Source organism: Stutzerimonas nitrititolerans (genome assembly GCF_003696285.1).
Lineage (GTDB): Bacteria > Pseudomonadota > Gammaproteobacteria > Pseudomonadales > Pseudomonadaceae > Stutzerimonas > Stutzerimonas nitrititolerans.
Genome location: NZ_RFFL01000001.1, coordinates 312,084 through 337,217 on the forward strand (window position 1 = coordinate 312,084; position 25,134 = coordinate 337,217).

The following is a 25,134-nucleotide window of genomic DNA, read 5'->3' on the forward strand; positions in this document are numbered from 1 at the left end:
AAGCAGGGTCAGTCTAGTGCTCTGAATTCCGCGTCGATGGTCTCCGCCTCGGCGCGCCATGCTTGGAAGCGTTGCTGGCGCTCACGGCTTTCATGCAGGCTGCCTTGCAACTCCTGCTGTTGCTCCTTGAGCAGCAAATAGCTGGGGAAGAAATCTTCCTTGAAGCTTTCGGAGTTGATGAGAGCAACAAAATCCTGCCGCTGTTTCTCGAAATTCTCGACTATCTCCGTGACGGCTTTTTTAAAGGCTGCTTCGCGTTTGTACTGCTCCCAGCTATCCCAGGCTTCGAGGGCAACGCCGAGAAATGCCAGTGCACCGTTGGCACCCTTGGCGAACTTCACCGCGCCCCAGGGTTTGAACTTAAGGTACTTGCCGATATCCATGCCCACCGTCTTGGCTACGGTGACGAGTCCGTCGCGGGCGGCCAGCACCGTGGTGTTGTTGATTAGATTGCCCTTGAGCGCATGGTTGATGCCCTGCTTGCCAAGTGCTTTGACGGTGGTGTTGAAGTGGCTGACCTCGCTATCGAAGCCGACCTGCATTTTCTCTACTTCAAAGGTGATGGATTGGGTCTGGCGGCTGAATTCGTTTTGCAGGCGGTTAGCTACGATGACGCCTTCGGCACCGACTTCACGCTCGAAGAAGTCACCGAAGGTTTCCAGGGCGCAGCCCTTGGCCTGTAGGATCAGGTCGGAAAAATAGCGCGTGGCGAACTCGCGCAGGCTGATGCGCGCGTCTTCGATTTGTCGTCCGGTAGCGCCTAGCTGGCTTGTCAGGCGGGTATTGAGGTCACCAAGTTTGGCGACTTCCAGGGAAACCTTCTGATCGTTTTCGATGGCAATGGGCAATTGCTTGCTGAGCACGTCACTGATTACGCTGATACGCATCTCGTTGACCAGCGCGGTGCTGCCGCCGTTTTGCCGGATCTTATCGGTGGTGGCCGTTTGTAGGGTGGCGATATGCGACAGTTCCTTGAACTGCTCGATGTTCGCCAGCCAGTGCTCCATGCCCTCGTCGAATGGGTTGGCGGCCACGGCGACAATGGACAGCTCGGCGACTTCCTGATCGCTCAGTTTTACCAGCTCACGCAGGCGGCAGATCACGTTGTCGCGCTTGATCCGCAGGTGGTGCTGGTAGTCCTGTTCGTCTTCCACGTCGGCTATTTCGTCGAAGCGGCTGAGGACGAAAACGGTTCGCGGCAACAGCTCCAATGTGTGAAATAGCCAGGTCAGGTCGTCCTGATGACTTTCCTTGATGGGGTTGGTGGAGTTCATCACATAGAGCACGAGGTGCGCTTCGCTGACGTACTTCTTGGTGATGTCCTTGTATTTCTCGATGGCGTGGGTTTCGGCGTTTTCCTGCTCCTTAAAGCCGAACAGGCCAGGGGTGTCGATCAGCACGAAATCGTCGCCGACTTCGTAGACCTTCACCTCGTTGGAGGACTCCTGGTGGCTGATCTTCATGCTCGATTTGTCCAGCTTTTCCATCCAGGCTGCCGCGATCGAGGTCTTGCCTTCGGAGAAGCCGCCGATTAGGGCAACCTTGAGTTTCTCGCCGGATACGCTGGCGATAGCGTTTTGCAGCTTACTATTCAGGGCAGGATCGATGGATACGCCAGCCTCCGCACCTTGGCTGAGGAAGTGCTGCAGTTTGCCGAGCAGTTGCAGTGTGCGCTCTTGTTGGGCCTTGAAAGTATCGAGGGTGTTTTCCATTACCGTTTTCCTGCGTTGTCGATTTGACGGGAGAGGGCGTTCAACTGATGGACCGAGCGGATCAGGGCCTGCACTTGCGTGTCGGCCTGTTTGGCGGGGGACTCGAGGGCTTGTTCGATCTGGTCGATTTTCTGCTGTATCTCTGATAGCGCATTCTTCAGGCCATCGAGGAGCGAGTCACGTAATTGCTGGGTAATGTTGCGCAGGTTGTCGTCGGTGGATTTGCGCTGTTGAGACTTCTTGTAATCCGAACTGAAAGCGCTCCACAGGGCCTTTCCGACCGAGACCAGCATGGTAAGGCCAGAGAGGCCCATTAGCCACAGGCTGGCTCCACCTGTGAAAGGTGCCAGCGCGATGCCAATAAGACCACCTAACAACCCAGCAACTTTGATCCCGTTGTCGATTTTTATTTTGAAGTTGAATTTTTCGTTGAGCCGTGTATGGCCCAACTTACTGTAAATGGCCGTCAGTTCTTGGGCCTGGCTCTCGAAACGGTTGATGATGTATTCGGCATCTTTCTGAAAACCCTCAACCTCTTTGCCTAGGGCCTCGGGTAGTCTTTCATTCAGTTTCTGCTGTTCAGTATCGATCTTGTCCCTGAGTGAGCCCTTGAAGTAGTCGTTACTGATGTCGTCGTCGATAAGTGCATAAACCTTGTTGCGTACGCTACTGGCAAAATTGTCGATCAGCGTTTCACCTCCGGCCTCCAGGCGTGTCTTCAGGGCCTGAAAACTGCTGTTCAACTGAGTCTTGGCGCTGTCTGCGTCGTGCTTGAGCTGTGTCGATAGTTCGGCAAGTTTGCGTTGCTCGCCATCGAGAACTTCGCGAGCCTGGTCGAGTGCATCCTTGGCCTTGTTGAAGTTGGCGCGGGTGATCTTGGCTTTGCTGTCACGAATCAACTGGCCGCTGAGAAATTGCAGAAAGGCATGCAGACGGGATTTTTCCAGCAGATCGTCGGCGGCGAAGTCTTCGAGAATTTTGCTGCGCCGCCTGGCGTTTTGCGATTGCGGTGCGAAGTGATCGGTTGAGGCGAGAAAAGCGGGGAGTGCGGTGAGCGGGAATACCTCGCGATAATGCTCGCCCAACTGTTCGCGCATTTTTTCGTTCAGCCCGTTCAGGCTGATATTTTCGTCGTCAGAGGTTAGTGGGCGGCCAGTCAGGGAGTGTTTGGGGTTGGTTATCTTCTTGTTGAAGATCGTCCACACCTCGGTTTGCGCACCCAGGTGTTCCTTGATTTTCTCCAGCGTGCCTTTGCGCTGCTCGTCGCCGGTTTGTGGCGGCGCAGCCTGGTTGGTGACATAGAACACCGCATGTGCAGTTTGCACAGCCTGTTCAATTTGACCGAGTACCAGTCCCTCCTTACCTTCGATGCCGGGTACGTCTAGCAGGGCAAAGGGCTGACCATCTAGTTCGAAGTCATAGCGCTGTGTTTGCCGGGTGAAGTCGGCACGGCCATCGCCGATGATTTCGCCGTCGGCGTGTTGTTCCAGCTCGGCCAGCAGTTCCTCCATCTGGCTGGCGATGCTTTGGTGTTGCTGGACAAGGGCGAGTTTGTTCTGCTCTGCCTCGGCTTGCTGTACGAGTAGCGCCGCGCTGGTGTTATCGCGATCCCTGGCAATCTCGCTTAGTTGCCGCTCCAGGGAGAGCCTGTTCTGATTGGCCTGATCCTGTTCGGAGGACAGGGCTGTGCGGGTTTCATCGCGCGCGGCAATGGCTGCGCAAAGCTTGCTCTGGATCTGGCTTAGTTCGATTTCTTCCGGCGTTTTGCTGAACAGATTCAGCAGCTTCTGCCATAGAGAGGCGGTGTGTTTGCGTTTGGCGATCAGCGCCTGAAGTTGTGTGGCTGCTGCGATGGTATCGGCGTGCTGCCGTTCGTGTTGTTGGAGTTCGGCAGTCAGGCGTTGTGCACGTTCGCTCTGTTGGCGGTCGGCTTGCTCAATGGCTTGCTGGGCGATCAGATACGGCTGTTCATAGAGTTGCAGCGCAGCATTCAGTTGCTGCGCCAGTTCGTCTAGGCGTGCGTCGGCCTGTTCGATGGCTTGTCGAAGTTGTTGCAGTTTTTCTTCGCTCAGACCGTAGCGCTCGCGCAGCTCGCGGAATTCTTGCTGGTTGGCGAGTTTGCTGCGCTCTTGCAGGAGGATGCGCAGGGTTTCGATGATGGTCGATTTACCCGCGCCGGTTTCACCATAGAAGGCAATGGTGAAGGTTTTCCACTCGGCATTTTTTTCCAGTTCGGCCAACTGCGTGTGCAGTTCGGTCTGATACTGGGTGAGCAGCTCGCGGGCATCGTTCTGTGCCTTGTTCAGGGTGGCGTCGCTGGATTGGCTGTTCAATGCAGTGACGATCTGCAGCAGTTCGCTGTTGATTCGCTGGTAAATCTCGCTGGGCGTTTTGAGTTCTAGGGGCATAGCGTTCTCATTGCTGGGAAATTCGATAGGTAGGGTTTGAGTCGTTATGGTGGTGGCATGAGTCGGGGCGGCGGAGTTTGTTTTGAATGCCGTGCGGCTGAACACCTCGGGCAGCTTTCTCCAGTAATCGCCGTGGCCGAATTCGTCGATCTGCATGTTCTCGAAGTGCTCGACCTCGCGCCGCCCCAAGCACTTCTCATCCAGCGGCATCAGTAGTGTCCAGTCGTCCGTGGAGTAGGCGTTGATCAGGCGGCCCTTGATCAGGCTACGCATGCTATGTGCTTCGCCGGGTTGCACCTCAACAGCGGCGGCCATCAGCAGGACGTCGTTGACCGTCAGGCGTGGATGTAGGTTGGTTCTGAGGGTTCGTAGGCTACTGACGACCAATCGGCCACCAAGCGAATGGCCGATCAGATTGAGAGTGTTGATTTCTGGATGGTGTTGCTTGAGGTATTCGTAGAGCTGGATAAATAGCAGCGCGCCCATGTGCTCGGCCCGTGTGCGCGCCTCGGTAAAGTTGTTAACCCTGTCTTTGGCGAGGCTGCCTGCAAGACCGAAGCCGCGCATGGCTCCTGAGGCAGGCAGTGCAACCAGACTCAGACCTGTGCTGATGTTCAAAAGCGACGCAAGATCAAAATGTGCGTAGTGGCTTGATGGCCAGAACGCGAAGATGTTGGTGTGCTGGTGAAAGGACTCGGGAATGCTCCCGAGCAGTGTTTGGCGGTCGCTGTCGTTATGTCCGGCGCTGTAACCGTGGATGAAGATGTTCGCTTCGGTCGAGTTGCCGCAGTGTTGTGTGGTGAAGTCGAATCGTTTGCTCATGCGTGCTCTTGCCTGTGTTTCATAGCCATTTTTTACCGATGATGACGATCAGATGCAGGCACAGGGCGACGCAGGTGAGCGCGGCAATGACTCTGGCGATAAAGAACAGGACGCTCTGCCCACCGCCGAACAATGCGCCGACGATCACGCCGAGGGCGGCTACCAGCGCGGCTATCAGGAAAAGGCCGATGTAGGGGCGCAGCAGGCGTGAGGCGGCACCACGCTCGATGATGTTGTAAAACGCGCCCAGCACGATGAGAAAAACCATGAGAAAAACGATGACGCCAACGACTGCACCCATGCTGTACCTGTGTTATTTGGTTTTTGACGGTATGTGAAAAAACTGACAGGACAGGCCCTGTCAGTGATGTGAAAAAGTCGAAAATGAATTTGCGCTGCTAGCTGGCACAGCCAGGCTGAGCTGTGAGCAATTTCATTGCCGGGCTTCCGTCGTGCGAATGATCTTGGCAGCGGCAAAGGTGCCGGCTGGCTTGTCCAGCCGTTACTCTGCCGTCCTTATTGGGCATACAGCGCCCCCAGCCTGACGGCTTTTTCCCTGATAGCCTGCATCCAGCTCTGTGGCTCCCCTACGCGCACATTCTCCCCCAACCCAAACACCCACCACAGCGTCTCCTGATCATCCGGCACCTTCGCGCGTAGCCTTTGCCAGTCACTGCCTTCCAGCGGTTCCAGGCTTTGTTCGTGGCTTAGCGGTGTCTCACTCAGCAGCCAGGCAATTTGCGGTGAAACGTCGGCAACCAGATCTACTTCTTTCACTGGTGCCGGTGAGTTGAAGCCGCCGAGGCGGATGTAGTGGTCGAGGTCGAGGGGTTCGGTCTGTTGTGCTGCGGCATCTAGGCACTCGGCACTCTGAATGCGATGCAGGGCGAACTGGCGCAGGTCGGAATAGCCATCGACGCTGGCGATCAGGTAGCTGATGGAGTGGCGCGAGATCAGTCCGGCGGGGTGGAGCAGCATTTCCTTGCGTTTGGTGGTACTGCGGCTGAGGTAATCGACCTTGAGCTGTTGGCGCTCCAGCAGGGCGACGGATACCTCGCGCCAGACGCCCGCATCCACCTGGGCGGGTAACAGGGCCTTGCCGTTGGGGTGGGCACGTACGCGCCGTGCCCAGTGGGCGAGGTTGTTCTGGTCGAGTTCGTCGAGGTAGTTGCGGGCTTTGTTGAACTGCGGGCCCAGCAGATCAAGCACGCTTTGCGGCAGCAAGTTCTTCAGGTGGCTCTCGGCCAGATAAAGGGCCAGTGCAGTGTCGGGTTCCATGGCTCCGAGGTCGAGTGGCGTGTCCTCTGAGTGGCTCCATTTATTGCGCCCGCCGTGCTCCTGGCTGGTCAATGCAAAGGTTGTCGATAGTCGGTTCAGATCCCGTTGTACGGTGCGCAGGTCCACCTTGAAGCCGCGCTCGTACAGCTTTTCGTGCAAGGTCTGTGACGAGGTGTAATGGGGGAGTTTGGGGATCAGACGCAGCAAGGTGAGCTGTCTGAGTAACGTGTCCTTCGCTTCTGCCATGCAATTGCCTTGTAAACGTTCGCTTGCGTCAGGGCTCAGGCGCCAGACATTCGTAGGTGAATGTACGACGGGAAATGGCATTTGGCCATCTCTGCGGCGGCGCCTATATGGAATCAGGTAGATACTGCCGTGGTGCTGGCTGGATAATGGCAAAACTAGGCGACAATTCTTGTCGCGACTTAGCGGCCCACTGCGTCGCGCTCTATATGAAGAGAGGAAACGTTGTCCATATGGGTAATCAATCCTCCAACAACGCATCCACCCCACAACCTGCCCGTACGTTGCCCCAGTGGCGGCCTCCGATGTAGATGGGCATGGCCAGGTCGCAGAGCAGCTCGCCCGTGTCGCGGATGTAGGTGCGTACCAGCAGCGGCAGGGTGTTCTGGGCGGCGCGCAGTTCGCCGGGGTTCTCGAACTTGCGGTAGCAGCGGTTGCCGGAGAGGTCGATGGCATCGTCGCCGGTGAGCGGTTTGGAGAATTTCAGGTTGTGCGCCGACAGATAGCCGTCGATGTTCACGCCCACCGCATAGTTGCAGCCCGGGATGGCGGCCAGGCCGGTTTCCAGATGCTGCTGGCAGCGTCGGATGAACTCGTCGCTCCAGGCCAGCTTGAATTTCGGCGGTATGCTGGTACCGAACGGCTGGTAGTTGCGGTCGAAGATGTCGATGCCTTCGCGGCTCATCGCGGTCAGTTCCGTCTGCAGGGCATCGCGCAGTTTGCGGGTTTCGGCGACCGCCACGTCGAATGTGCCGATGCCGATCTTGAAGCGCGAGACCAGTTCCTGGACCGCCTCGGTGTCACCGGAGAGATCGCCGGTGCGCTTCTCCGAGTCGGCCATGTGCTCGGCGACCTCGGCGGAGAGCCGGTGGATGTGGGTAACGTTTTCATGCACCTGGACGTTGGTGGCCGAGAGCTGCTCCATGGCGCTGGCGATATGCAGCAATTGCACGCCGGTCTGTTCGAAGTCGCTCACCATCTGCCCGAACTGTTCCGCCGAGCGGTTCACCACACTGCAGGTCTGCTGCACGTCGGTATTGATTTCGCCATTGGCTTCGCGGGCATGGCTGACCAGGGTGAGCATGGTCGCGACGTTGTCGGTGATTTCGCTGGAGGCCTTGTTGACCCGTTCGGCCAGGGTGCGCACTTCATCGGCTACCACGGCGAAGCCGCGTCCGGCTTCACCCGCGCGCGCCGCTTCGATGGCCGCATTGAGCGCCAGCAGGTTGGTCTGGTCGGCCACGCCGCGGATCAGTTCGGCCGTGTGGCTGATCACGGTGGAGCGGTGCGACAGGTCCTCGACCGTCTGATTGAAGCTCAGCACCTTTTCGCCGACCTGGTTGATCTTGGTCGAGATATCCTGCATTTCCCGCAGGGAAACCCGCGCATCCTCGAGATTGGCGGAGGTCGAGTCGGAGATGATCTGGGTGCTGCGCGACACTTCGCTGATCGCCGTGGTGGCTTCGGTGCTGGCGCTGAACACGGTATCGGTCATGTCGACCTGCTGCCGGGCGCTCTGGCCGGTGTCGGCGATGCGCGTCTTCACCAGCAGCGCCTCGCGGGCGATGGGAATGGTCATCCGGCGGATGTCGCTGATGATCTCGCGCATGTTTCCGGCGAAGCGGTTGTAGCTTTCGGCCAGTTCGCGGAACTCGTCGTGGGAAGAGGGCTGCAGGTTCTGCGAGAAATCGCCGCCTTCCTCGCCGATCTCGTCCAGCGCGGTGATCATCGAGCGTACCGGCTTGATGATCAGGTGGCGCAGATAGAGTATCTGGCCGACCAGCCAGGCCAGCCCGAACAGGCTGAGCACGAGCATCGCCGTCAATCCGCCATCGAGGGAGGCGTTGATGCGCGTCGCGAGCTCCGCCGAGGCCTGACCTTCGGCGAGCGCCTGGGCGATGGTCGCTTTCTGGTCGAAGTAGAGATACAGGTAGCCCAGGTTGACGGCGTAGAGCGCAAGCAGGCTCGCCAGCTTCCGCCCCAGCGTGTGCCAGAAGGTTCTCTCGCACCAGTCGTAGAGTTTGGCAAAGGTCCCCATCGACTTCTCTCCTCGTTTCTTGTTCTTGTACGCCTTGCTCACGGAAGTGGCCGGGCATGCACGTGCCGGGCGGCAATTGCTGTGAATGCGGTGGGCGTATCTTCAGCTCGCGGACGGATGATGGCAACTGGCCTTCCGTTTGCAGATGTCACTGATCAATATCGGCCCCTTGCCTGGGAAGATGAGCGGAGCGTGCTTTGCCTGGTGTCGCATGAGAACGGCAGGTCTATCCTCTATACTCCTGCGCCCATCGAAACCCGACGGCCGGCCGCTGCCGTCGTGCTCGTTCACCTATCAAGCAAGGATCATCCATGCTCAATAACGACGTGTTGCGCAGTCTGCGTTACATCCTCAACGTAAGCGACGCGAAGTTGGCCGAGATCGCCTGGCTTGCAGGTTGCGAGATTCCCGCCGCCGAAATGGTGGCCTATCTGAAGAAAGACGATGAGCCCGGTTACAAGCCTTGCGGCGACCGGATCATGGCGCATTTTCTCGATGGGCTGGTGATCTACAAGCGCGGCCGGGATGAAAGCCGGCCGATACCGCCGATCGAGCTGCCGATCACCAACAACCTGGTGTTGAAGAAACTGCGTGTGGCCTTCGAGCTGAAGGAGGACGACATCCATGGAATCCTTGCGGCGGCAGGCTTCCCCGTCTCCAAGCCCGAGCTCAGCGCGCTGTTCCGCAAGGCTGGACACAGCAACTATCGACCTTGCGGCGATCAGTTGCTACGTAATTTCCTCAAAGGTTTGGCGTTGCGTGGCAAGTAGGCGGAGCCTCCAGACTCCGGCGCGCCCGAAACGGTAACGGACCCTGGCGGCTTGCCTTCAACGGGAGCTGCTTGCCCATCGCTACATCCTGGTGGCGGAAGAACGACGTTACAGACTGTCCTCGACCCGGCATGCACCCGCCCCGACCCTCAGGCGGTGCACGACGGCTCCCTCCAGTCCAGCCGGCTGCGCAGCAGTGATGCCGCTTCGGTTCGGTTGGATGCGCCGATCTTGCGCAGCAGGTTATGGATGTGGCTCTTGATCGTGTGCGGACTCAGGCACAGCCGCTCGGCAATTTCCGCGTTGGACAGGCCCTTGCTGGCCAGGCTGAGAATTTCGCGTTCGCGCAGGGTTAGCGCCGGCTTGCTGCCGGCCTGCTGGCGCATCCGTCGCCACTGGCTGAGCAGCCGTTCCATCAGCACACGCGGCATCCAGTCGCCACCCTCGAGCAGCACCCGGATGCCGTTGAGCAGGTGCTCACGCGTGGCGTGGCTGTAGAACACGCCGCGAATCACCGGATGGGAATCCACCAGTTGCTCGGCCTGTTCGGGAACGATGTTGACCAGCGCGACCGGTGTTTGCCCATCGAGCTGGTCGAGAAGGCTGGAAAGCTGCTCGGTCCGGCTGTTTCCGGCATCCACCAGAAACAGGTCGGCGGGCTCCTGGGTGCTGCTTTCGAGCCGCGCCAGGGAAACTTCCAGCTGCGCATGCTCGCCGAGGAAATGGCTGAAGAAGGTTCCCAATAGCTCGTTGCCGGTCAGCAGGGTGACAGTTGTGGGTATGCGCTCCTGGTGAGGAAGATCCGCGTCCATGTTCGGTCCTTTGTTGGGCGTACCGCTTGTGCGCTGTGGAAAAGTTACTAAACGACCGAGGTTTCCCGGCGAAGTTCAGGGTGTGGACGGCGGATGGTGAGCCCTTCGGCCTTGCGGCGTATGTCAGGCGACGGGCGGTTATGAAAGCCACCGATTCGCACGACGGTGAAAACTTCTGGAGATACCCGGCATGAAACCCTCGCGCACTTTCGCTGCCCGAACTAAGGGGGCTAACTGGAACGGGAGAACGACCATGCAACTCAAGCAGATTGCTGGATTGACCCTGGCGGGACTGATGTCGGCAAGCGTGCTGGCAGCCGGAAATACCGACACCGACCGCGGAACCACCCTCGAGGATCCGATGGAGCGCGGCATGCAGAACGACAGCATGCGCGGCGACAGGGACATGAATGATCCGGCTACCGGGGTGCCACCCACCGGAGCGCCGGCCGCCGGAATGCCGGCCACCGGAGATGTGCCTGGCGCAGGAGGCATGGATGGAACCGGCATCGATACCGGAACGGGCGGCGGCACGGGTACTGGCAACATGGGTTCCGGTACTGACGGTACGGGTGCAGGGGGTGGCGCCGCAGGCGGTGGCAGCGGTGCCGCAGGCGCGGCGGGCTCTTCCGGGGCGGGGGGCGCGGGCAACTGATACCGGGCCTGAAGCCAAGGCGCCTGGCTGGCCGGGCGCTTTTCCTCTGGTGCCGGCCAGGCTTGGCGCAGCTGGCGGGCAAAGCTGCAACGGAGGTCGCATGAACGTTTGTCACTTCTTGCTGGTCGCGATACTCGGCGTAGCCACCGGTGCCATGGCAGACAATACCGGGCCCACGCATCCCGAGAAGTCCCGCGAGCATCCGCTGGATAATCGGGAGCCGCGACAGAACATCATCGAGCGTCCCCAGGAGCGCGATGCCGTCCCCGTACCGCCCCCTGGCAGTGACGATTCGTTGCCGCCGACGCCCGAGCCACCGTCGCCGCCCACTGATCCGAACGAGGTGCCCGTACCCAGGTTCGATGCCGCGGGAGGAGGACTGCCGTGGCCACCCGACAGTTGATCGAGTCGAGCTGACCCGTCGAACGGGCAAAAAAATCCCCGGTGGAAGCGTGCTTCTCCGGGGATTTTTTTGTAGCTCAGCGCGGCGGGGCGCGACGGCTTTCCGGTATCAGAACAGCACGCGGCTGCGGATGGTACCGCTGACGTGCTGGAGCTTTTCCAGCGCCAGGTCGGAGTATTCCTTGTCCACGTCGATCACCACGTAGCCGACCTTGTCGTTGGTCTGCAGGAACTGGCCGGCAATGTTGATGCCGTTGTCGGCGAAGACCTTGTTGATCTCGCTCATCACGCCGGGGATGTTGCGGTGAATGTGCAGCAGACGATGCTTGCCCGGGTGCGAAGGCAGTGCCACTTCCGGGAAGTTGACCGAGGACACCGAGGTGCCGTTGTCGCTGTACTTGACCAGCTTCTCGGCCACTTCCAGGCCGATGTTGGCCTGCGCCTCGGCGGTGGAACCACCGATGTGCGGAGTCAGGATCACGCGATCCAGGCCACGCAGCGGGCTTACGAACTCTTCGTCGTTGGAACGCGGCTCGACCGGGAACACGTCGATGGCAGCGCCGATCAGGTGCTCGTCCTCGATGGCAGCAGCCAGGTGGTCCAGCTCGACCACGGTGCCGCGCGCGGCGTTGATCAGGATGCCGCCCTTCTTCATGGCGCGGATTTCCTTCTCGCCGATCATCCACTGGGTGGATGGCAGCTCGGGAACGTGCAAGGACACGATATCGCACATGCCCAGCAGCTCGTACAGCGAGCCGATCTGGGTGGCATTGCCCAGCGGCAGCTTGGTCACCACGTCGTAGAAGAACACTTGCATGCCCAGCGCCTCGGCCAGCACCGAAAGCTGAGTACCGATGGAGCCGTAGCCGATGATGCCCAGCTTCTTGCCGCGGATCTCGAAAGAGTTGGCCGCCGACTTGATCCAGCCGCCGCGATGACAGGCGGCATTCTTCTCGGGAATGCCGCGCAGCAGCAGAATGGCCTGGGCCAGTACCAGTTCGGCGACCGACCGGGTGTTGGAGTATGGGGCGTTGAACACCGCGATGCCGCGTTCGCGAGCGGCATTGAGGTCGACCTGGTTGGTGCCGATGCAGAAGCAGCCGACGGCGATCAGCTTCTTCGCCGCGTCGAAGACTTCCTCGGTAAGTTGGGTGCGCGAACGAATGCCGATGAAATGAGCATCCGCGATCTTCGCCTTCAGCTCGTCGCCGGACAGCGCCGTCTTGAGGTATTCGATGTTCGAATAACCGGCGGCCTTGAGGGTGTCGAGGGCGTTCTGATGCACGCCTTCGAGGAGAAGGAATTTGATCTTGCTCTTGTCGAGAGAGGTCTGGCTCATTCTGCTTAAAACCTTTTGCCGGAGAAAAGGACTGAGTGTCCAGCGAAGGCTGGCCGGCCCGGATTTACCGGTGTCGGGAGCTGCCGAGGCACGTTCCAAAGGGGTGCGTATGCTAGCATACGCACCCCGCGACGCACCCCAATCCCGAGTTGAAACGTGCTCAGGGTGACCATGAATCGTATGAGAGTTTCCACCATGACCGACACCGCCCTGATCGACGCGCTGAAAACCCTGGTCGAGCCCGGCAAAGTGCTGACCGATGCCGAATCGCTGACCGCCTACGGCAAGGACTGGACCAAGCATTTCGCACCGGCGCCATCGGCCATCGTCTTTCCCAAGACCATCGAACAGGTCCAGGCCATCGTGCGCTGGGCCAATGAGCACAAGGTCGCATTGGTGCCTTCCGGTGGCCGTACCGGCTTGTCCGCGGCCGCGGTGGCGGCCAATGGCGAAGTGGTGGTGTCGTTCGACTACATGAACCGGATCCTCGATTTCAACGCCACTGACCGCACCGTGGTCTGCCAGCCGGGTGTGATCACGGCGCAGCTGCAGCAGTTCGCCGAGGACAAGGGGCTCTACTATCCGGTGGATTTCGCCTCCGCCGGCTCCAGCCAGATCGGCGGCAACATCGGCACCAACGCCGGCGGCATCAAGGTGATCCGCTACGGCATGACCCGCAACTGGGTCGCCGGGCTCAAGGTCGTCACCGGCAAGGGCGACCTGCTGGAGCTGAACAAGGACCTGATCAAGAACGCCACCGGCTATGACCTGCGTCAGCTGTTCATCGGTGCCGAGGGCACGCTTGGGTTCGTGGTGGAAGCGACCATGCGCCTGGAACGTCAGCCGACCAACCTCACCGCCATGGTCCTCGGCACGCCGGACTTCGATTCGATCATGCCGGTGCTGCATGCCTTCCAGGACAAGCTGGACCTGACCGCCTTCGAATTCTTCTCCGACAAGTGTCTGGACAAGATTCTCGGCCGCGGCGACATCCCGGCGCCCTTCGAGACCCGCGCGCCCTTCTATGCGCTGCTGGAATTCGAGGCGACCACCGAGGAGCGTGCCGAGCAGGCGCTGGCGACCTTCGAACACTGCGTCAACGAAGGCTGGGTAATCGATGGCGTGATGAGCCAGAGCGAGCAGCAGCTGCAGAACCTGTGGAAGCTGCGCGAATACATCTCCGAAACCATCAGCCACTGGACGCCGTACAAGAACGACATCTCCGTGACCGTCAGCAAGGTGCCGGCCTTCCTGGCCGACATCGATGCCATCGTCACCAGCAACTATCCGGATTTCGAGGTGCTCTGGTACGGTCACATCGGCGATGGCAACCTGCACCTGAACATCCTCAAGCCCGAGGCGCTGTCCAAGGAAGAATTCTTCGAGAAATGCGCCGCGGTGAACAAGTGGGTGTTCGAGACGGTGGAAAAATACAACGGCTCGATCTCCGCCGAGCACGGCGTCGGCATGACCAAGCGCGACTACCTGGCCTACAGTCGTTCGGAGCCGGAAATCGCCTACATGAAGGCGATCAAGGCGGCGTTCGATCCGAACGGCATCATGAACCCCGGAAAGATCTTTCTTTAAGCGCCAAGCCATGGGCGACAGGCTGCAAGAGGAACCAGAGCTCCGGCCTCTGGCTTGCAGCTTGAAGCGTGCAGCTCTTCTTAAGGATTCCGCAATGACCTACAAGCATCAGTACATCGACGGCACGCCGATTCATTACCCGCTGGGCAAGGTGGTCTGCATCGGCCGCAACTACGCCGAGCATGCCAAGGAGCTGAACAACCCGGTGCCCAGCGAACCGCTGCTGTTCATCAAACCTGGCAGTTGCGCAGTGGCGCTGGACGGCGGTTTCGGCATTCCCGCCGACCGTGGCGCCGTGCACTACGAAGCGGAAATCGCCGTGCTGATCGGCAAGCCGCTGTCGCGCAAACCCAACGAGGAAGAGATTCGCGATGCCATCTCCGGCTTCGCTCCGGCGCTGGACCTGACTCTGCGCGATGTGCAGGCGAAGCTCAAGGAAAAGGGCCATCCCTGGGAGATCGCCAAGAGTTTCGACGGTGCCTGCGTGCTGGCGCCCTTCGTGCCTGCCAGCGCGGTGGAAGACCTGGGCGAAATCGGCATCCGCCTGAGCATCAACGGCGAAGTGCGCCAGGACGGCAACAGCAACCAGATGCTCAACGCCATCCTGCCGCTGCTGCAACACATCGCCGGACATTTCAGCCTGCAACCGGGGGACGTGGTGCTGACCGGCACGCCGGCCGGCGTCGGCCCGCTCGAACAGGGCGACCAGCTGGTGCTGGAGCTGGTCGGGCTGTCGCGATTCGAGAGCCGCGTGCTGTGATCCGATGCGGCGGGGCGATCCCCGCCGCATTTTGCGTTTCCCAGGTTTCCTGAGGGTGTGGTGTAATCCGGCGTCCTTCGCTGGAACGATTCTCATGTCCACTGCTCGTACCTCCCGCTGGCGCCTGGCCGCTGGCATTCTGTTGCTGTTCCTTCTCGTCGCGGTCCTGGTCGCCGGTCGCCTGTTGCATTGGGACGACCAGCTGCGCCTGTACTGGGACGAGCGCTCGGTCAGCCCCGAGCAGCGCGCCGCGGGCATTTGGCTGCCGGACTACGAACTGGCGCTGGAAACCATCCTGGCCGGCCTGGAGGAGGACGAAACCTCCGGGTTGAGCTGGAGTCCGCTGACCGGCACGTTGTTCACCGTAACCGGCCAGAACCCGCAACTGATCGAGCTCACACCCGCCGGCGTCGTCCTGCGGCGTATCCGCCTGAGCGGCTTCGCCGATCCGGAGGCGGTGGAGGTGCTGGATGACGGGCGCCTGGCCATCGTCGATGAGCGCCGCAGGCTGGTTGTGGTGTTCCGCCTCGAACCGGGCGTGGAAAGCCTTGAGCTGGACGACCTCGCTCATTACGACTTGGGGTTCCCCAATGCCGGCAACAAGGGCTTCGAAGGCCTGGCCTGGGACCCGCATGGCCAGCGCCTGCTGCTGGCCAAAGAGCGTGATCCGCTGGGGTTGTTCGCGCTGCCGTTTCCCCGTGAGGACGGCGCCGTTGGTGCGCTGGAAGCGCTGCCGAATCGGCCGCTGCTGGTGCGTGACCTCTCTTCGCTGGCCATCGATCCGCGCAGCGGCCATATGCTGATGCTGTCCGACGAGTCGCGCCTACTGGTAGAGCTCGACCTGCAGGGCGAGCCGCGCAGCTTCATCAGCCTGTTCGGTGGTCTCAACGGCCTGGTGCAGGGTATCGACCAGGCCGAGGGCGTGGCGATGGATGGCGAAGGCAACATCTATGTGGTGGGTGAGCCCAACCGTTTCTTCGTGTTCAGCCGCCGGTCCGAGGTGGCTCGCTGACCGCGCCGTTCAGCTTCGCGTAAGCCGTTCTGCGTTAGAACGCATCTGGACTTCTCAGGAGCGTTTCGATGAAGCATGGATTCTTGCGCTACTCGCTGGTCGCGCTGGCGGCCGGTCTGCTGTTGCTGGCCGTGCTGGCTGGTCAGCAGTTCCGCCTGTTCGAGCGGGCCTGGTTCAATACGATCGCCTGGTTCCAGCAGGACCAGCGCCGCGAGCGTTCTCTCTGGCTGCCGGGCTACCGCGCCGAGATCCAGGCCAAGGCGGTGGAAGGGCTGGCCGACGATCTTTCCGCGCTGACCTTCGACCAGGAGCGGCGGATGCTGGTGAGCGTCACCAACCAGCCGCCGCAGTTGGTGGAGCTGTCGCTGGACGGCGAATTGCTGCGTACCGTCGAACTGCGCGGCTTCACTGATCCGGAAGCCATCGAATACATCGCACCCGGGCTGTTCGTGATCGCCGACGAGCGCGACCAGCGCTTGGTCGAGGTGCGCCTCGACGCCGACGCCCGGGTGTTCGACGCCGCCGGCGCGCCGCAGCTTTCGCTGGGCATCGGCCTGAACGGCAACAAAGGCCTGGAAGGTCTGGCCTACGATCCGTTGAGCGAGACGCTGCTGGTGGCCAAGGAACGAAACCCGGTGCGTATCTTCGGCATCCGCGGCTTCCTGCATCGTCAGCCGGAAGCGGCGCTGGACGTGGAGGTGTTGGAAGACGTCGAACGCGATGCTCGGCTGTTCCTGCGCGACCTTTCCAGTCTCGACTTCGATGCCGCCAGCGGCCATCTGCTGGTGCTCTCCGACGAGTCCCGGCTGTTGCTGGAAGTGGACCGCGACGGCCGGCCGATCAGCTCGCTGTCGCTGCTGGCCGGCCAGCACGGCCTGGAGAGCAGCGTGCCGCAGGCCGAGGGCGTGGCGCTGGACGACCGCGGCGTGCTCTACCTGATCAGCGAGCCGAACCTGTTCTACCGCTTCGTGCCGCGCTGAGCCCGGTCGGAGCCTGAAGCTCAAAAGCATCGCCGCGAGGGCGCGCCTCCCACAGGGTTCGGTGTGCACTGGCTGCTTTTTGTGGGAGACCCGACCTCGGGGCGATGCAGGCCGAAGGCCTGCCGGAAGCTCAAAAGGGCATCAGTGCATGCGGTGCGCGGAGTGCACCCTACAAGAAGCCGTGCGGCGCAGCGGCTCCAGCATGGCGCGCCGCGATCTTTACCCAAAGCTGACGAATCGTTACCCAGCCCTGACGCTCGCCGACACGCCGAATCCTTATAGTGGCGCCTCCCGTAGTGGCCGCCTGGCGCGGCTGGAGTCACCCATGCCACTCACACGCAAACATCTCCTGTCGCTGGTCGTCCTCGCCGCCGTCGTCGCGGCCGGCTGGCTGGGCTACCGCCAGCTGTACGCCACCACCCCGGGAGCCGGGCTGCTGACCGCCGAGGTGCGTCCGGCCAGCATCGAGCAGACGGTGGTGGCCACCGGTACCCTGGAAGCCTTCAATCAGGTCAGCGTCGGCGCCCAGGTGTCCGGGCAGATCGAGGTGCTGCACGTCGATTTCGGCGACCAGGTGAAGGCCGGCGACCCGATCGCCGAGATCGATTCGCTGCCGCAGCAGAACGCGCTGGCCAACGCCAAGGCCTCGCTGGCCAACGTCAAGGCCCAGCGCGCCGCCCAGCAGGCGCTGCTCAAGCAGGCGCAGCTGGCCTTCGAGCGGCAGCGCAAGATGCTCGCGCAGAACGCCAGCGCTCGTGGCGACTACGAGGCCGCCGAGGCCGAGCTGGCCTCGACCCGCGCGCAGATCGCCGCGCTGGACGCGCAGATCGAGCAGGCGCAGATCCAGGTCTCCACTGCCGAGCTGGACCTGGGCTACACCCGCATCACCGCGCCCATCGACGGCACCGTGGTCGGCGTGGTGGTCAAGCAGGGGCAGACGGTCAACTCCAGCCAGTCGGCGCCGACCCTGGTGAAGATCGCCCAGCTCGACCGGATGACGGTCAAGGCCGAGATTTCCGAGGCCGACGTGGTCAAGGTCGAGCCCGGCATGCAGGCGCGCTTCACCATCCTCGGCGAACCGGACAGACCCTACCGTGCGACCCTGCGCATGGTCGAACCGGCGCCGGCCTCGATCAACACCAGCGACAGCACTTCCAGCAGCTCCACGACCAGCACCGACAGCGCCATCTACTACCTGGGCGCGCTCGACGTACCCAACGAGGACGGCAAGCTGCGCATCTCCATGACCGCCCAGGTGAGCATCGTGCTGGACAGCGCGCGGGATGTGCCGAGCATTCCGTCCTCGGCGCTGGGGCGCGCCAGCCGCGACGGCCTCTACACGGTGCATGTACTGAAGGCGGACGGCGGCGTCGAGCCACGGCGCATCCGCATCGGCCTGGAAGACTCGATCAACGTGCAGGTGCTCGAAGGCCTGGAGCTGGGCGAGCAGGTCGTTCTCGGCGATGCCGCCGCCGGCTCCAGCACCGTGATGCGTGGCCGCGGCCCGGGCATGAGGCTCTGAAATGGGCGCGCCACTTCTGGAATTGCGCGGCCTGCGCCGGGAATTCCCCGCCGGCGAAGAGACCATCGCCGTGCTCGAGGACATCGACCTGGTCATCGAACGCGGCGAGATGGTCGCCATCATCGGCGCCTCCGGTTCGGGCAAGTCGACCCTGATGAACATCCTCGGCTGCCTCGACCGGCCCAGCGCCGGCACCTACCGGGTGGCCGGGCGCGAGACCGCGCGGCTGACGCCGGACGAGCTCGCCGAGCTGCGCCGCGAGCACTTCGGCTTCATCTTCCAGCGCTACCACCTGCTGGGCGACCTGGATGCGGTGGGCAACGTCGAGATCCCCGCCATCTATGCCGGCGAGGACACCGCCAGCCGCCGCGCGCGCAGCATCGAGCTGCTCACCCGCATGGGCCTGGGCGAACGCCTGACGCACAAGCCGGCGCAGCTTTCCGGCGGCCAGCAGCAGCGCGTCTCCATCGCCCGCGCGCTGATGAACGGCGGCGAGGTGATCCTCGCTGACGAACCCACCGGTGCGCTGGACAGCCACAGCGGCCAGGAAATGCTCAAGCTGCTGCGCGAGCTGCACGCCGCCGGGCACACGGTGATCATCGTCACCCACGACCTGTCGGTGGCCGAGACCTGCGACCGCCTGATCGAGATCAGCGACGGCCGCATTATCGCCGACCGCCGCCGCCCCGCGGCTGGCGCCACGCCCATCGTCGAGCCCGAGGCGGCCACCCCGGCACGGGCCTGGCGCGCCGACCTAGGGCGTTTCGGCGAGGCGCTGCGCATGGCCGTGCTGGCGATGCTGGCGCACAAGCTGCGCACCTTCCTGACCATGCTCGGGATCATCATCGGCATCGCCTCGGTGGTCTCGGTGGTGGCGCTGGGGCAGGGCTCGCAGCAGCAGGTGCTGGCCAACATCAGCGCCATCGGCACCAATACGGTGGACGTGTATCCGGGTTCCGGCTTTGGCGACCGCCGCTCCGGGCGCGTGCAGACCCTGGTGCCGGCGGACGCCGAGGCGCTGGCCGGGCAATCCTTCGTCGACAGCGTGACGCCCTCGGTGTCCAGCTCCGGGACCCTGCGCTACCGCGACCGGGAGGCGCTGACGGCCTCGATCAGCGGCGTCGGCGAGCATTTCTTCCGCGCCAAGGGCTACACCTTCGCCCGGGGCAAGGCGTTCGATGCCCGCGACGTGCGCGATTCGGCGCAGAGTGTGGTGATCGACGACAACACGCGCAAGAAGCTTTTCCCCAGTGGCGACGCGCTGGGCGAGATCGTCCTGCTCGGCAACGTGCCGGCGCGCATCGTCGGTGTGCTCGAGCCGATCCAGAGTAACTTCGGCGGCAGCGACCAGTTGCGCGTCTACCTGCCCTATACCGCGGTGATGAACCGCATGCTCGGCCAGTCGCACCTGGAGAGCATCACCGTGCGCATCGACGACGCGGTCTCCAGCGACGCCGCCGAGCAGGGCATCATCCGCCTGCTCACCCGTCGCCACGGCGTGCAGGATTTCTTCGTTGTGAACACCGACACCATCCGCCAGACCATCGAGAAGACCAGCCGCACCATGACCCTGTTGATCTCGATGATCGCGCTGATTTCGCTGGTGGTCGGCGGCATTGGGGTGATGAACATCATGCTGGTCTCGGTCACCGAGCGTACCCGCGAGATCGGCGTGCGCATGGCGGTCGGTGCGCGGCAGAGCGACATCCTCCGGCAGTTCCTGATCGAGGCGGTGCTGGTCTGCCTGATCGGCGGCACGCTGGGTGTGCTCGGCGCGCTGGTCTTCGGCGCGGTGTTCGGCCGCATCACCAGCGAATTCAGCCTGGTGTTCTCCAGCGGCTCGATCGTCGCCGCCTTCCTCTGTTCCACCGTGATTGGCCTGGTGTTCGGCTTCCTGCCGGCGCGCAACGCCGCGCGCCTGGACCCCGTCGATGCCCTCTCGCGAGAATGACGCCGTGAACCGACCCCTGCTGCCCCTCGTTTTCGCCCTGGCCCTGGCCGTTTCCGGCTGCGCCAGTCTGAACAGCGACTACCAGCGCCCGCCGACCCAGATGCCAGACAACTGGCAGCAGCTCGCCGAAAGCCAGGCCGGTGCCAACCCCGACTGGTGGAAGGCGTTCGGCGACCCGGCCCTCGACCGCCTGGTGGACGAGGCCCTGGCGCGCAACAACAGCCTGGGCAACGCCCTGCTCGCCGTCCGCCGCGCCCGCCTGCAGGCCGGCCTGGCCCGCGACGCGCAATGGCCGCAGGCCAGCGCCGGGCTGTCCGCAGACCGTACCCGCGCCCTGCGCGGCGAGGGCAGTACGTCCCACAGCTATTCGCTGACCGGCTCGCTGGGCTGGGAAGTGGACCTGTGGAATCGCCTGGGCAGCGCCACCGACGCCGCTGAGCTGGAAACCCTGGCCACCGCCGAGGACCATGCCGCCACCCGCCTGGCGCTGATCGGCACCGTCGCCGAGTTCTACTGGCAGCTGGCCTACCTCAACGAGCGCCTGGCCGCCAGCGCCGCCAGCATCGCCTACGCCCGGCAGACCCTGGCGCTGGTGCAGACGCAGTACGACGCCGGCCAGTCGTCCGCGCTGGAGCTGGCCGAAGCGCGACAGAGCCTGGAAACCCAGCTGGCCGCCGACGTCGCCCTGCGCCAGGAGCAGGTGGAGCAGCGCAACGCCCTGGCCGTGCTCTACGACGGCCAGCCGCCAGTGTTCGACGAACCGGGCCGGTTGCGGGATGCCGCGCTGCCGCCGGTGGCCGCCGACCTGCCGGCGTCCTTGCTGGGCCGTCGCCCCGACCTGCGTGCCAGCGAACTGCGCCTGCGCGCCAGCCTGAAGAACGTCGATGCGACCCGCGCCAGCTACTACCCGGACCTGTCGCTGACCGGCACCCTGGGCTATTCCAGCGCCGCGCTGGGCAACCTGCTGCAGAACCCGGTCGGCGCCCTCGGCGCCGGGCTGACCCTGCCGTTCCTCCAGTGGAACCAGATGCAGCTGCAGGTGGATACGGCGCGCACCGACTACGCGATCGCCGCCAACGATTTCCGCCAAGGCCTCTACGAAGCCCTCGCCGAAGTGGAGAACAGCCTCGCCGGGCGTCGCCACTTCGCTGAGCAGGAGGCGAACCGCCAGCGCGCGCTGGACGCCGCGCGCGAGGCCGAGCGCATCTACCAGGTGCGCTACGAATCCGGCGCCGAGAGCCTGCAATCCTGGATCACCGCCCAGCAGACCCGGCGCAACGCCGAGATCACCCTGGCCGAGAACCGCCTGAACCAGCTGCTCAACCACATTTCCCTGGCCCAGGCCCTCGGCGGCGGCGCCGAGCAGCCGGCCGATGCCGAGACGCTATTGAGCGATAGTCGCGTGGCGTCCGAACGCTAAGGCCGGCGACAAGGTCAGCCGCGTGCGAACTCTCGTAGGGTGGATAACGCGAAGCTTATCCACCGTTGTGCCCTGTCCGGCTACATCGCTCCGGCTGCTATTGGCATACGCGTGGAAAATGCTGCGCAGTTTTCCACCCTACGGGGACGCATTGGCCGTGGCTCAGGCCGTGGTGGTGCTTTCGTCCTGCAGCGTTGCGTCGGGCGCATGGCGGCGCACCGAGTCACAGCCCTGTTGGGCGCTGGATGCGCTGGTGTACATCTGGCTCTGGCCGACGACCTGGCCGTTGGTGGCCTTGAGCACGAAGTAGTGCTTGCCGTTGCTGGCCTGCCTGATCTCGAACGCACCGTCGCGCACCGCGTTCTTGCGTACCGATTCGATGCCGTTCAGCGCCGAGGCATGGGCCTGGTACTGCTCGCTGGACAGCACGACCTGGCCGTTGCCGGCCAGCAGGTTGAAATGGAACTGACCGTTGCTGGCTTTCTTCAGCTGGAACTTGCCGGACATGGCGACACCCTCATGTTGGTGATCTGCGCTTGCTGTGATGCAGCAAGGCAAGCGTAGCCGCAAGTGGTGGATGTCGCCGCTTCGTTTCAGCGCTTCAGCGTCTTCACACCGTCCTGGGTGCCCAGCAGCAGCACGTCCGCCGGGCGTGCGGCGAACAGGCCGTTGGTGACCACGCCGACGATGTTGTTGATCTGTGCTTCGACATCCGGCGCGAAGCCGATCATCAGGTTGTGCACGTCGAGGATGACGTTGCCGTTGTCGGTCACTACGCCGTCGCGGTAGACCGGATCGCCGCCCAGCTTGACCAGCTCGCGCGCCACATGGCTGCGGGCCATGGGGATGACTTCCACCGGCAGCGGGAATTCGCCGAGGCGCTCGACCCGCTTGCTGCCGTCGGCGATGCAGATGAAGGTGCGCGCCACCGCCGCGACGATCTTCTCGCGGGTCAATGCCGCGCCGCCGCCCTTGATCAGCTCCAGGTGGTCGTTGGCTTCGTCGGCGCCGTCGACGTAGAACTCCAGCTCGGCGACCGAGTTCAGGTCGTAGACCGGAATGCCGTGCCCCTTCAGGCGTTCGGCAGTCGCCTCCGAGCTGGCCACCGCGCCGTCGAAGAAGCCCTTGTGTTTCGCCAGCAGGTCGATGAAGAAGTTGGCGGTCGAGCCGGTGCCGACGCCGATGATGCTGCGATCGTTGAGCTGCGGGACGATGAGGTCGACGGCGGCCTGTGCGACGGCCTGCTTGAGTTGATCCTGGTTCATGGCGTTCTGGGGTCCGGGCGGAAGAATCGAGGGGCGAAATTATAGCCGGGCCTTACCGGTGGGTCTTGTTCGCGAAGCTGTACGGTGTGTTGCACGCCGATTGCCGGTGGTCGACGGGTTTTCTGCGGAGTAGACTCGTGGGCCCCGCAAAAGCCCGCCAAGATAGCCAGAATGCTCGAACAGTACGTCAAGAAGATCCTCACCTCGCGCGTCTACGACGTGGCCGTCGAAACCCCGCTGCAGCCCGCCCGCCAGCTTTCCGAGCGGCTCGGCAACCAGATTCTGCTCAAGCGCGAGGATCTGCAGCCGGTGTTCTCCTTCAAGATTCGCGGCGCCTACAACAAGCTGGCGCAGCTGACGACAGAAGAGCTCGCCCGCGGCGTGGTCACCGCCTCGGCGGGCAACCATGCCCAGGGCCTGGCGCTGGCGGCGCGCGAACTGGGCATCAAGGCCACCATCGTCATGCCGCGCACCACGCCGGAGCTGAAGGTGCAGGGCGTGCGCGCCCGTGGCGGCAAGGTGGTGCTGCATGGCGACGCCTTCCCCGATGCACTGGCGCATTCGCTGAAGCTGGTCGAGGAAAAGGGCTTCGTCTACATCCATCCCTACGACGATCCGGACGTGATCGCCGGGCAGGGCACCGTGGCGATGGAGATTCTCAGCCAGCACCAGGGGCCGCTGGATGCGATCTTCGTCCCGGTGGGCGGCGGCGGGCTGATCGCCGGCGTTGCGGCCTACATCAAGTACCTGCGCCCGGAAACCCGTGTGATCGGCGTCGAGCCGGACGACTCCAACTGCCTGCAGCAGGCCATGGCCGCTGGCGAGCGGGTGGTGCTGCCGCAGGTCGGGCTGTTCGCCGACGGCGTGGCGGTGGCGCAGATCGGCGCCCACTGCTTCGATATCTGCCGGCAGCATGTCGATGAAGTGATCACGGTCAGCACCGACGAGCTCTGCGCGGCGATCAAGGATATCTACGACGACACCCGTTCGATCACCGAACCGGCGGGCGCGCTGGCCGTCGCCGGGATCAAGAAATACGTCGAGCGTGACGGCGTCGCCAATCAGGTACTGGTGGGCGTCGACTCGGGCGCCAACGTCAACTTCGACCGACTGCGCCACGTCGCCGAGCGTGCCGAGCTGGGCGAGAAGCGCGAGGCGATCATCGCCGTGACCATCCCCGAGCAGCCGGGCAGCTTCAAGGCCTTCTGCGAGGCGATCGGCAAGCGCCAGATCACCGAGTTCAACTACCGTTATCACCAGAACGGTGAGGCACACATCTTCGTCGGCGTGCAGACGCACCCGGAAAACGACCCGCGCGAGGCGCTGGTCGCGGGCCTGCAGGAAAAGGGCTTTCCGGTACTCGACCTCACCGATAATGAACTGGCCAAGCTGCACATCCGTCATATGGTCGGTGGCCATGCATCGGGTGTGAGCGACGAGGTAGTGTTCCGCTTCGAGTTTCCCGAGCGTCCGGGGGCGTTGTTCAATTTCCTCAACAACCTGGGCGGGCGCTGGAATATCTCGATGTTCCACTACCGCAACCATGGGGCCGCCGATGGGCGTGTGGTGGCCGGGCTGCAGGTACCGGCCGAGGACCGCCACAGGTTGCCGGCGGCGCTGGACAAGATCGGCTACCGCTACTGGGACGAGACGGACAATCCGGCCTACCGGCTGTTTCTCGGCTGAACCGGCCGCGCGAGGATCAATGGAACACTATCAGCTGCTGAACATTACCCATGCTGCGCTGGCGATATTGCTGACCCTCGGGCTGATCGCCCACATCGTCATCCTGTGGAAGGCCTGGCGCCGCGCCGATGCCGCGGTGTTGCAGCAGAAACTGCGCCGTACCCGGATGATTTCCCTGCCGCTGCTGGCATTGCTCGCCCTGCTGTTGCCGCTCAGCGGCTGGTGGCTGGCGCATCTGGCCGGCTGGCCGCTGGGCCAGCTGTGGTTGCTGGCCAGTTCCGTGCTCTTTCTGGTGCTGGTGCCGCTGGGCCTGCTGCTCGGCGGGCGGCTGCGTGCCTGGCAGGGATTGGGCGAGGCGCCTGCGCCGGCCCGGTTACCGCGCTTCGCGCTGGCCTATGCCGGGCTGATCCTGCTGATACTGGTGGTCATCATGGGCCTGATGGGGGCCAAGCCGGTCTGAATGGCGCCTGCT

Annotated in this window: 21 protein-coding genes; 12 read left to right on the top strand and 9 right to left on the bottom strand. The window is 62.9% G+C overall.

Going from position 1 to position 25,134, the window contains the following annotated elements; genetic code table 11:
* Positions 1 to 8 precede the first annotated feature (8 nt).
* The 5 genes from EA795_RS01465 to EA795_RS01485 form a co-directional block, all read right to left on the bottom strand.
* On the bottom strand, positions 9 to 1,712 hold the full coding sequence (locus tag EA795_RS01465; RefSeq protein ID WP_122075141.1) for a LeoA/HP0731 family dynamin-like GTPase: 1,704 nt from the start codon (positions 1,710 to 1,712) through the stop codon (positions 9 to 11).
* Positions 1,712 to 4,942, bottom strand: a complete 3,231-nt coding sequence (locus EA795_RS01470) for a DUF726 domain-containing protein (RefSeq protein ID WP_122075144.1) — start codon at positions 4,940 to 4,942, stop codon at positions 1,712 to 1,714. The genes EA795_RS01465 and EA795_RS01470 overlap by 1 nt, the downstream gene beginning before the upstream one ends.
* Before the next feature lie 19 nt (positions 4,943 to 4,961).
* Positions 4,962 to 5,243, bottom strand: coding sequence for a hypothetical protein (locus EA795_RS01475; protein WP_122075146.1), 282 nt, complete (start codon positions 5,241 to 5,243; stop codon positions 4,962 to 4,964).
* A gap of 215 nt (positions 5,244 to 5,458) precedes the next feature.
* Positions 5,459 to 6,466 (bottom strand): helix-turn-helix transcriptional regulator, encoded by a 1,008-nt coding sequence (locus EA795_RS01480; protein WP_170162203.1) that lies wholly within the window; start codon positions 6,464 to 6,466, stop codon positions 5,459 to 5,461.
* A gap of 238 nt (positions 6,467 to 6,704) precedes the next feature.
* On the bottom strand, positions 6,705 to 8,501 hold the full coding sequence (locus tag EA795_RS01485) for a methyl-accepting chemotaxis protein (protein WP_122075148.1): 1,797 nt from the start codon (positions 8,499 to 8,501) through the stop codon (positions 6,705 to 6,707).
* Positions 8,502 to 8,812: 311 nt separating this feature from the next.
* Between EA795_RS01485 and EA795_RS01490 the strand changes: the two genes are divergently transcribed.
* Positions 8,813 to 9,271: a YehS family protein gene (locus EA795_RS01490; RefSeq protein WP_014854379.1), complete on the top strand. Its 459-nt coding sequence runs from the start codon at positions 8,813 to 8,815 to the stop codon at positions 9,269 to 9,271.
* 149 nt (positions 9,272 to 9,420) lie between these two features.
* On the opposite strand, the gene EA795_RS01495 is transcribed toward EA795_RS01490, so the two are convergent.
* A complete protein-coding gene (locus EA795_RS01495) occupies positions 9,421 to 10,083 on the bottom strand; it encodes a response regulator transcription factor (protein ID WP_014854378.1) in 663 nt (220 codons plus the stop codon).
* A 253-nt stretch (positions 10,084 to 10,336) separates the two neighbouring features.
* On the opposite strand from EA795_RS01495, the gene EA795_RS01500 reads away from it, so the two are divergent.
* Positions 10,337 to 10,738, top strand: a complete 402-nt coding sequence (locus EA795_RS01500) for a hypothetical protein (RefSeq protein ID WP_014854377.1) — start codon at positions 10,337 to 10,339, stop codon at positions 10,736 to 10,738.
* A 100-nt stretch (positions 10,739 to 10,838) separates the two neighbouring features.
* Entirely contained in the window at positions 10,839 to 11,141 is a 303-nt protein-coding gene (locus tag EA795_RS01505) for a hypothetical protein (protein ID WP_014854376.1), read from the top strand.
* Between the two features lie 108 nt (positions 11,142 to 11,249).
* On the opposite strand, the gene serA is transcribed toward EA795_RS01505, so the two are convergent.
* Complete coding sequence (gene serA, locus EA795_RS01510; RefSeq protein WP_014854375.1) at positions 11,250 to 12,479, bottom strand: phosphoglycerate dehydrogenase; 1,230 nt, start codon at positions 12,477 to 12,479, stop codon at positions 11,250 to 11,252.
* Positions 12,480 to 12,674: 195 nt separating this feature from the next.
* On the opposite strand from serA, the gene EA795_RS01515 reads away from it, so the two are divergent.
* The 7 genes from EA795_RS01515 (at position 12,675) to EA795_RS01545 (ending at position 21,711) form a co-directional block, all read left to right on the top strand.
* Positions 12,675 to 14,066: an FAD-binding oxidoreductase gene (locus EA795_RS01515; RefSeq protein ID WP_058073917.1), complete on the top strand. Its 1,392-nt coding sequence runs from the start codon at positions 12,675 to 12,677 to the stop codon at positions 14,064 to 14,066.
* Between the two features lie 94 nt (positions 14,067 to 14,160).
* Entirely contained in the window at positions 14,161 to 14,826 is a 666-nt protein-coding gene (locus EA795_RS01520) for a fumarylacetoacetate hydrolase family protein (protein ID WP_058077905.1), read from the top strand.
* A 94-nt stretch (positions 14,827 to 14,920) separates the two neighbouring features.
* Positions 14,921 to 15,838 (top strand): SdiA-regulated domain-containing protein, encoded by a 918-nt coding sequence (locus EA795_RS01525; RefSeq protein ID WP_058077904.1) that lies wholly within the window; start codon positions 14,921 to 14,923, stop codon positions 15,836 to 15,838.
* Positions 15,839 to 15,906: 68 nt separating this feature from the next.
* Positions 15,907 to 16,818 (top strand): SdiA-regulated domain-containing protein, encoded by a 912-nt coding sequence (locus EA795_RS01530; protein WP_122075151.1) that lies wholly within the window; start codon positions 15,907 to 15,909, stop codon positions 16,816 to 16,818.
* Between the two features lie 325 nt (positions 16,819 to 17,143).
* The gene (locus EA795_RS01535) at positions 17,144 to 18,340 is read left to right on the top strand and encodes an efflux RND transporter periplasmic adaptor subunit (RefSeq protein ID WP_122075153.1); all 1,197 of its coding nucleotides are present in this window, start codon (positions 17,144 to 17,146) and stop codon (positions 18,338 to 18,340) included.
* A gap of 1 nt (position 18,341) precedes the next feature.
* Positions 18,342 to 20,291: a MacB family efflux pump subunit gene (locus EA795_RS01540; RefSeq protein ID WP_122075155.1), complete on the top strand. Its 1,950-nt coding sequence runs from the start codon at positions 18,342 to 18,344 to the stop codon at positions 20,289 to 20,291.
* 4 nt (positions 20,292 to 20,295) lie between these two features.
* The gene (locus tag EA795_RS01545; RefSeq protein WP_122075294.1) at positions 20,296 to 21,711 is read left to right on the top strand and encodes an efflux transporter outer membrane subunit; all 1,416 of its coding nucleotides are present in this window, start codon (positions 20,296 to 20,298) and stop codon (positions 21,709 to 21,711) included.
* Between the two features lie 162 nt (positions 21,712 to 21,873).
* Here EA795_RS01545 and EA795_RS01550 read toward each other — a convergent pair whose 3' ends face one another.
* Both EA795_RS01550 and rpiA read right to left on the bottom strand, forming a co-directional pair.
* Positions 21,874 to 22,218: a YegP family protein gene (locus EA795_RS01550; protein ID WP_122075157.1), complete on the bottom strand. Its 345-nt coding sequence runs from the start codon at positions 22,216 to 22,218 to the stop codon at positions 21,874 to 21,876.
* A gap of 86 nt (positions 22,219 to 22,304) precedes the next feature.
* Positions 22,305 to 22,976: a ribose-5-phosphate isomerase RpiA gene (rpiA, locus tag EA795_RS01555; RefSeq protein WP_058073924.1), complete on the bottom strand. Its 672-nt coding sequence runs from the start codon at positions 22,974 to 22,976 to the stop codon at positions 22,305 to 22,307.
* 99 nt (positions 22,977 to 23,075) lie between these two features.
* On the opposite strand from rpiA, the gene ilvA reads away from it, so the two are divergent.
* Together ilvA and EA795_RS01565 are read left to right on the top strand one after the other, a co-directional pair.
* Complete coding sequence (gene ilvA / locus EA795_RS01560; RefSeq protein WP_376749613.1) at positions 23,076 to 24,662, top strand: threonine ammonia-lyase, biosynthetic; 1,587 nt, start codon at positions 23,076 to 23,078, stop codon at positions 24,660 to 24,662.
* Positions 24,663 to 24,681: 19 nt separating this feature from the next.
* Complete coding sequence (locus EA795_RS01565) at positions 24,682 to 25,122, top strand: DUF2269 family protein (protein WP_014854364.1); 441 nt, start codon at positions 24,682 to 24,684, stop codon at positions 25,120 to 25,122.
* Positions 25,123 to 25,134 lie beyond the last annotated feature (12 nt).